The sequence below is a fragment of the Muriicola sp. genome (assembly GCF_049669965.1).
In the GTDB taxonomy this organism is placed as follows: Bacteria; Bacteroidota; Bacteroidia; order Flavobacteriales; family Flavobacteriaceae; genus Muriicola.
Genome location: NZ_JBATLB010000201.1, coordinates 1 through 5,524 on the forward strand (window position 1 = coordinate 1; position 5,524 = coordinate 5,524).

The 5,524-nt window shown below is 41.1% G+C and carries 5 protein-coding genes; 4 read left to right on the forward strand and 1 reads right to left on the reverse strand.

All coding sequences use genetic code 11. The annotated features are described in order from the left end of the window. Positions 1 to 159: 159 nt before the first annotated feature. Positions 160 to 975 (reverse strand): hypothetical protein, encoded by an 816-nt coding sequence (locus tag WBM49_RS10450; RefSeq protein WP_424371996.1) that lies wholly within the window; start codon positions 973 to 975, stop codon positions 160 to 162. A gap of 312 nt (positions 976 to 1,287) precedes the next feature. Here WBM49_RS10450 and WBM49_RS10455 point away from each other — a divergent pair, with 312 nt between their 5' ends. The 4 genes from WBM49_RS10455 to WBM49_RS10470 form a co-directional block, all read left to right on the forward strand. Beyond that, on the forward strand, positions 1,288 to 2,037 hold the full coding sequence (locus WBM49_RS10455; protein ID WP_424371997.1) for a carboxypeptidase-like regulatory domain-containing protein: 750 nt from the start codon (positions 1,288 to 1,290) through the stop codon (positions 2,035 to 2,037). A gap of 79 nt (positions 2,038 to 2,116) precedes the next feature. After that, positions 2,117 to 2,824, forward strand: a complete 708-nt coding sequence (locus WBM49_RS10460; protein WP_424371998.1) for a carboxypeptidase-like regulatory domain-containing protein — start codon at positions 2,117 to 2,119, stop codon at positions 2,822 to 2,824. Between the two features lie 43 nt (positions 2,825 to 2,867). Beyond that, on the forward strand, positions 2,868 to 3,374 hold the full coding sequence (locus WBM49_RS10465; protein ID WP_424371999.1) for a DUF6702 family protein: 507 nt from the start codon (positions 2,868 to 2,870) through the stop codon (positions 3,372 to 3,374). Between the two features lie 70 nt (positions 3,375 to 3,444). After that, a partial coding sequence (locus WBM49_RS10470; protein ID WP_424372000.1) for a M1 family metallopeptidase occupies positions 3,445 to 5,524 on the forward strand: 2,080 nt, incomplete at its 3' end.

Here is a 5,524-nt window from a genome sequence, read left to right on the forward strand (position 1 = left end):
TTTTCATCAAATGGTCCGTCATTGATAAGGTTGGTATGAAAGCCAATTTGCCCCTCTTCATGTATTCGCAGATTACCGCTGTTGTACAGGGCCGTTTGGCCGTTGGCCACCAGTCCTATTCCCAGTAGTATGTAGTAGAATCTCTTCAATAGTTAATTGTCAAAAACGGTAAAATGCCAATCTGCGTTTTGGAACAAATCCTCCTGAAGGATCTTGTATTTGAACAATGAAAAAAGAAGGACCTTGATTATTAACAGTGATAATATTAGTGCCACCCGCAGCAGTTAGCTGAACTATATAGTCTGAGCTGGGTCGTGCAGCGGCAAGAGTTACCGTATAGATTCCACTGGAACCTACAATTGAAGTGGCGCCAAACAATTTGAGAGCTGTTCCACCATTTGCTTTCCCAAAGGCAATAGGGGATGGTGCAGGATTTGCCCAAATAGCGTCTGTGCCAGCCGCATTGGTTTTTATAATTTGATTCGGAACCGCCGAAGGTATTAACTTAATTAAAGGCACAGATCTATTTTGAATGTGGAATGAACCGTTGATGGCAGAACCGGCAATATCGGCAGCCCGGATACTGCGGTCTACGATCTGTAGGCCCGTGATAGAATCTACTTCAATATTGATATTATTATCTACCCTGGTAATAGCGATGGTGGTGTCTGCATGGATGACCGGGTTGTTGGTAATGGTAAGTCCCAGCGCTTCGCAGAGGTTGAGCCAGTTCGCCCCATCGTAATAATGCAGACATTGAATATCGGTATTGTAGACCATGGCACCTTCAATGGGGACAATAGCATTCATTTGAGCAGTAGTAACCCTGTTAATCACAAAAGCCCTGCTAGTACTTTCCAGCTCCAAAATAGAAGATGGATCAATATTCTGGGGATTGTCGCCAATTTTAATCTGTGAGTTCGCAGAAAAACTGCAAATCAACAAGACAAAAAATAAGGGTTTTGTTAGGTGCATGAACTGAATTTTTGGAGGACTTTTCAGGACCAACAAAAATAGAATTATATCTGTATACTTCTAAACTTATACCCCGAAATACGAATTTATAAGATAAACCACTCTTAAACTTCTTTGAAGTAGCCTGAGAGCCTATTTTTTTGTCGTTTTATTTATTATTTAGTCTAATAAAAGCTTGATTCCTGCGCTTTTTAACATAAGTTTAATGGCAGATTATTTTTTTATGCGGCCAACTTATTTTTTCTTTATCAAAACATGGTGATTTTGGGATTAATTGCCTTTAAATCCCTTCACACCATCCTAATAGTTCCTATGAAAAAGCTACTTTTCTTATTACCTGTATTATTGTTTATGACCATGGGGTCTGCCCAAACAGATGTTAGGCGACCACTGCGGGGGCAGGTAATTTACAGAAATGTACCTGTGCCTAACGAAAATGTGATCAATACTACAGCTGAGAAGGCAACCATCACCAATGAAAAAGGGGAATTCCTTATCAATGTAAAAGAAGGAGATGAACTGGTTTTTACAGCTGTAAATTATCAGATTGAGATCTTAAAAGTTAGCGCGGAAATGCTTGTCAAAAACCGACTGGTAATAGAGGTGAATGAAAAAATAACCGAATTGGATGAGGTGACCGTAAGCCCGGAGAATCAGAAAAAATTTCTTCAGTTACAGAATGAGGAATTTAAACAATACGCCTATGAGACCGACGCAACCGGGGAGGTACAGAATATAGCTTTGGATCCTACGGTAAGGGGGATGCAGGACGGGCTTAATTTTGTGAATATATTTAAGGCACTTTTTTTATCCGGTAGCAAGGATAACGGGGAAGCCAGAACACCCTTAAAAGTCAGTGAAGTCTTAAGACAAGTATACGATGATGATTTTTTTGTAAAGGACCTGCAGCTACCGCAGGATAAGATAGATGCCTTCCTTTTGTATTGCGATGGCCAGTTGCCAACACAATCGTTGTTGAGGAAGGATAATGAATTTCAACTGATTGATTTTCTGGTGACCCAAAGTAAGGAATTCAGAAAAGGACTCGATGTGGAAGACTAAATGCCTTTTCCTGTGCTTTTTTTTAGCCATCCAGTTGCTATCCGCACAATCGTACTTCTTAAAAACCCTCGAAGGCAAAATGCTATTTGATTCCAAAGGAATCCCAGACGTCCATATAATGAATACCTCAGCGGGGAATGCAACCATTTCCGATGAAGAGGGAGAATTTGCCATTGATGTAAGCTTGGGTGATACACTGCTGTTTTCAGCCGTGCAGTATAAACGCAAAAGTCTTGTGATCAGCGCCTCAATCCTTGAAAGTAGTATTGCCTATATCACCTTGGAGGAGTTTGTAAATGAATTGGACGAAGTAGTAGTAAGACCTTATAATCTCTCAGGCGATCTCAACAGGGATATGCAACAAATGAAAACAGATCCCGTAGTGACAGCTTCAACCCTTGGACTACCCAACGCCTATGTGAAACCTATGATGCAAAGCGAACGATTATTAAAAGAAGCATCGATAGGTCCGTTCTCTATAGGAATGCTTACAAGTATCCCTTTTAACCCTTTGATCAATGCTATTTCCGGTCGTACCAAAATGCTAAAAAAAAGAGTGGCCAGGGACCGGAAATATTTACTTACTCAACGAGTCAGAAATTTTTATCCGGACAGCATCTTTGTTAAACGATTGGGGATCCCGGAAGAAAAAATATCAGATTTTATGTACTATTGTGAGGTAGATGATCATTTCGATTCTATAGTTGCAACAGAGGATCATATTCGCATCCTGAATTTACTGGTTCTAAAGAGCAAAGATTATCGCAAAAATAATGATCTGGAGTAGACATTTATGGCACGTGAATTGCACCTAAAAAAATAAATAGACTATGCAACTTGCAGGGAAAGTACTTTTATTGTTTTTCTTACCTCTTTTTCTGTTATTGGGAGCTCATAAATTCTATGTGAGTGTGACCCATGTAGATTATTATGACAAAGGCGAAGCGCTGCAGATCACCAGCCGACTTTTTATTGATGATTTTGAAAAGGCGCTGGAAGAACGATATGAGGTAAAGGCTTTGTTGGCAACTCCCGATGAAATCACAAATGCAGATGCGTATATAGAGAAGTATCTCAAGGCCAAATTTCTCGTAAAGATCAACGGAGAAGCCGTCAGTTACCAATTCCTCGGAAAAAAATTCGACAATGATATTCTGATATGCTTTCTGGAGATCCCGAATGTTTCCATAGACCAGTTAAGAACTATTGAAATACAGAATGAACTCTTGATGGACCTTTTTGAAGAACAGAAAAATATTCTCCATTTTAAGATCCTGGAAAATAAAAAGAGTTTTGTGCTTATCAGAGAAAGTAATAAAGGAATGTTAAACTTATAGCATTGCGGACGTAATCTCCCCTAAAAATCCTATTTTCCGCGCCGGAAAAATATCAAATCAAAAAGAATTCATGACTAAATTAAAGTTATTTACCACCGCGGGATTACTGTTGTTGGTTTCTGTACTGTTTGCTCAGGAAGAGACGGCAAAAGAGCGTGCTCCAGGGCATTTAAATCAAAGCAAATTCAAGCAGATGTATGAGGAATTTGCGACCCCAAACATGTACAGGTCGGCCTCAGGGACCCCAGGCCCCAGCTATTACCAGCAACAGGCAGATTATAAGATGGATATTGAGCTGGATGATAAAAATGCCCGTATTTATGGGGAAGAAACCATCACCTATCACAACAATGCTCCCGAGGCCTTGGAATTTCTATGGCTTCAATTAGATCAGAATGTGAGAGCCAAGGATTCAAAAGCACCCTTAAGAAACGGAAATGGGCTAAATGATACCTATGTACCCAGCGCATTCTCCAAGGAATTTATGAAAGAAAGTTTTGACGGAGGATTTAGAATAGAGTTTGTAAAAGACTCTAACGGTAAACCCTTGCCATATACCATTAACCAAACTATGATGCGGGTAGACCTGGCCAATCCTTTGAAAAGCGGGGAGAAAGTTTCTTTCTCCGTAAAATGGTGGTACAATATTCCGGATCATACTATAGACCGGGCTCGCTCCGGATTTGAATATTTTGAAAAGGACGGGAACCGCGCCTACGTAATTGCTCAGTTCTTTCCAAGAATGGCTGTATACAGCGACGTGGAAGGATGGCAGAACCACCAGTTCTGGGGCAGTGGAGAGTTTGCCCTTCCTTTTGGAAATTACGACGTAAACATAACTGTCCCTGCAGATCATATCCTGGATGCTACAGGGGTTTTGACAAATCGCAAGGAAGTTTTCAGTAAGGATATGATGAATCGCTATGAACAGGCTAAGAAGTCGTATGACAAGCCTGTACTTATTGTTACTCAAGCTGAAGCCGAAGCAGCAGAAAAAGGATTTTCAGAAAAGAAGAAAACCTGGAAATTCAGGGCAGAAAATGTGCGCGATTATGGTTTTGCAAGCTCGCGTAAGTTTATTTGGGACATGCAGGCCGTAAAGATCGGGAACAAAGACGTTATGGCAGTATCACTCTATCCCAAAGAAGGCAATCCGCTGTGGGAAGAATTATCCACAAAAGCAGTGGCCAGTACTTTAAAATCCTATTCCTCCCACACCTTTGATTATCCCTATCACAAGGCCATTTCCGTACACGCAAAAAATCAAGGGATGGAATACCCAATGATCTGCTGGAATTACGGAAGACCAAATGAGGATGGGACCTATTCGGACAGGATAAAATACGGGATGATCAGTGTGATCATCCATGAGGTAGGACATAACTTCTTTCCGATGATCGTGAATTCGGATGAACGGCAATGGGGATGGATGGATGAAGGATTGGACACTTTTATGCAGTATTTGGCAGAACAGGAATTTGGGGAGACCTTTCCGGAAGTAATAGCTCCAAATGAAAAGTACCCTTCTAGAAGGGGAGATCCTTCAAAGATAGTCCCTTATATGAGCGGGGATCAAAGTACGATCTCCCCCATTATGTCTAATCCTGAGAACGTTTATCAACTGGGGCCAAATGCCTATGCCAAACCGGCTACAGCTCTGAATATCCTCAGGGAAACGGTAATGGGAAGAGAATTATTCGATTATGCCTTTAAAACCTATTCACAGCGATGGATGTTTAAACATCCTACCCCCGAGGATTTCTTCCGTACAATGGAAGATGCTTCTGCGGTAGATCTCGATTGGTTCTGGAGGGGATGGTTCTACACAACCGATTACGTAGATATCGGAGTGAAAGAAGTAAAAAAATATGTGGTAAGTAAAAAGCCCGGAAAGCCATTGCTGGAATACATGGCCGCAAGAAATTTAACGGAAGCAGACCTCCGTCCGCTTGTTTTCTTGGTGGATGCAGATAGTGAGGAAACAGATGAGGCACTTAACGGGATGACTCCAAGCGAAGTTTCTGTACCCTTGAAGGACTTTATGATGGATAACATGTCTGCTGAGGAAAGGACGCGTGTAAAAGAACCTAAATTCTTTTATGAAGTAACCTTTAACAAGCCAGGTGGGATACCAATGCCTCTTATAGTAG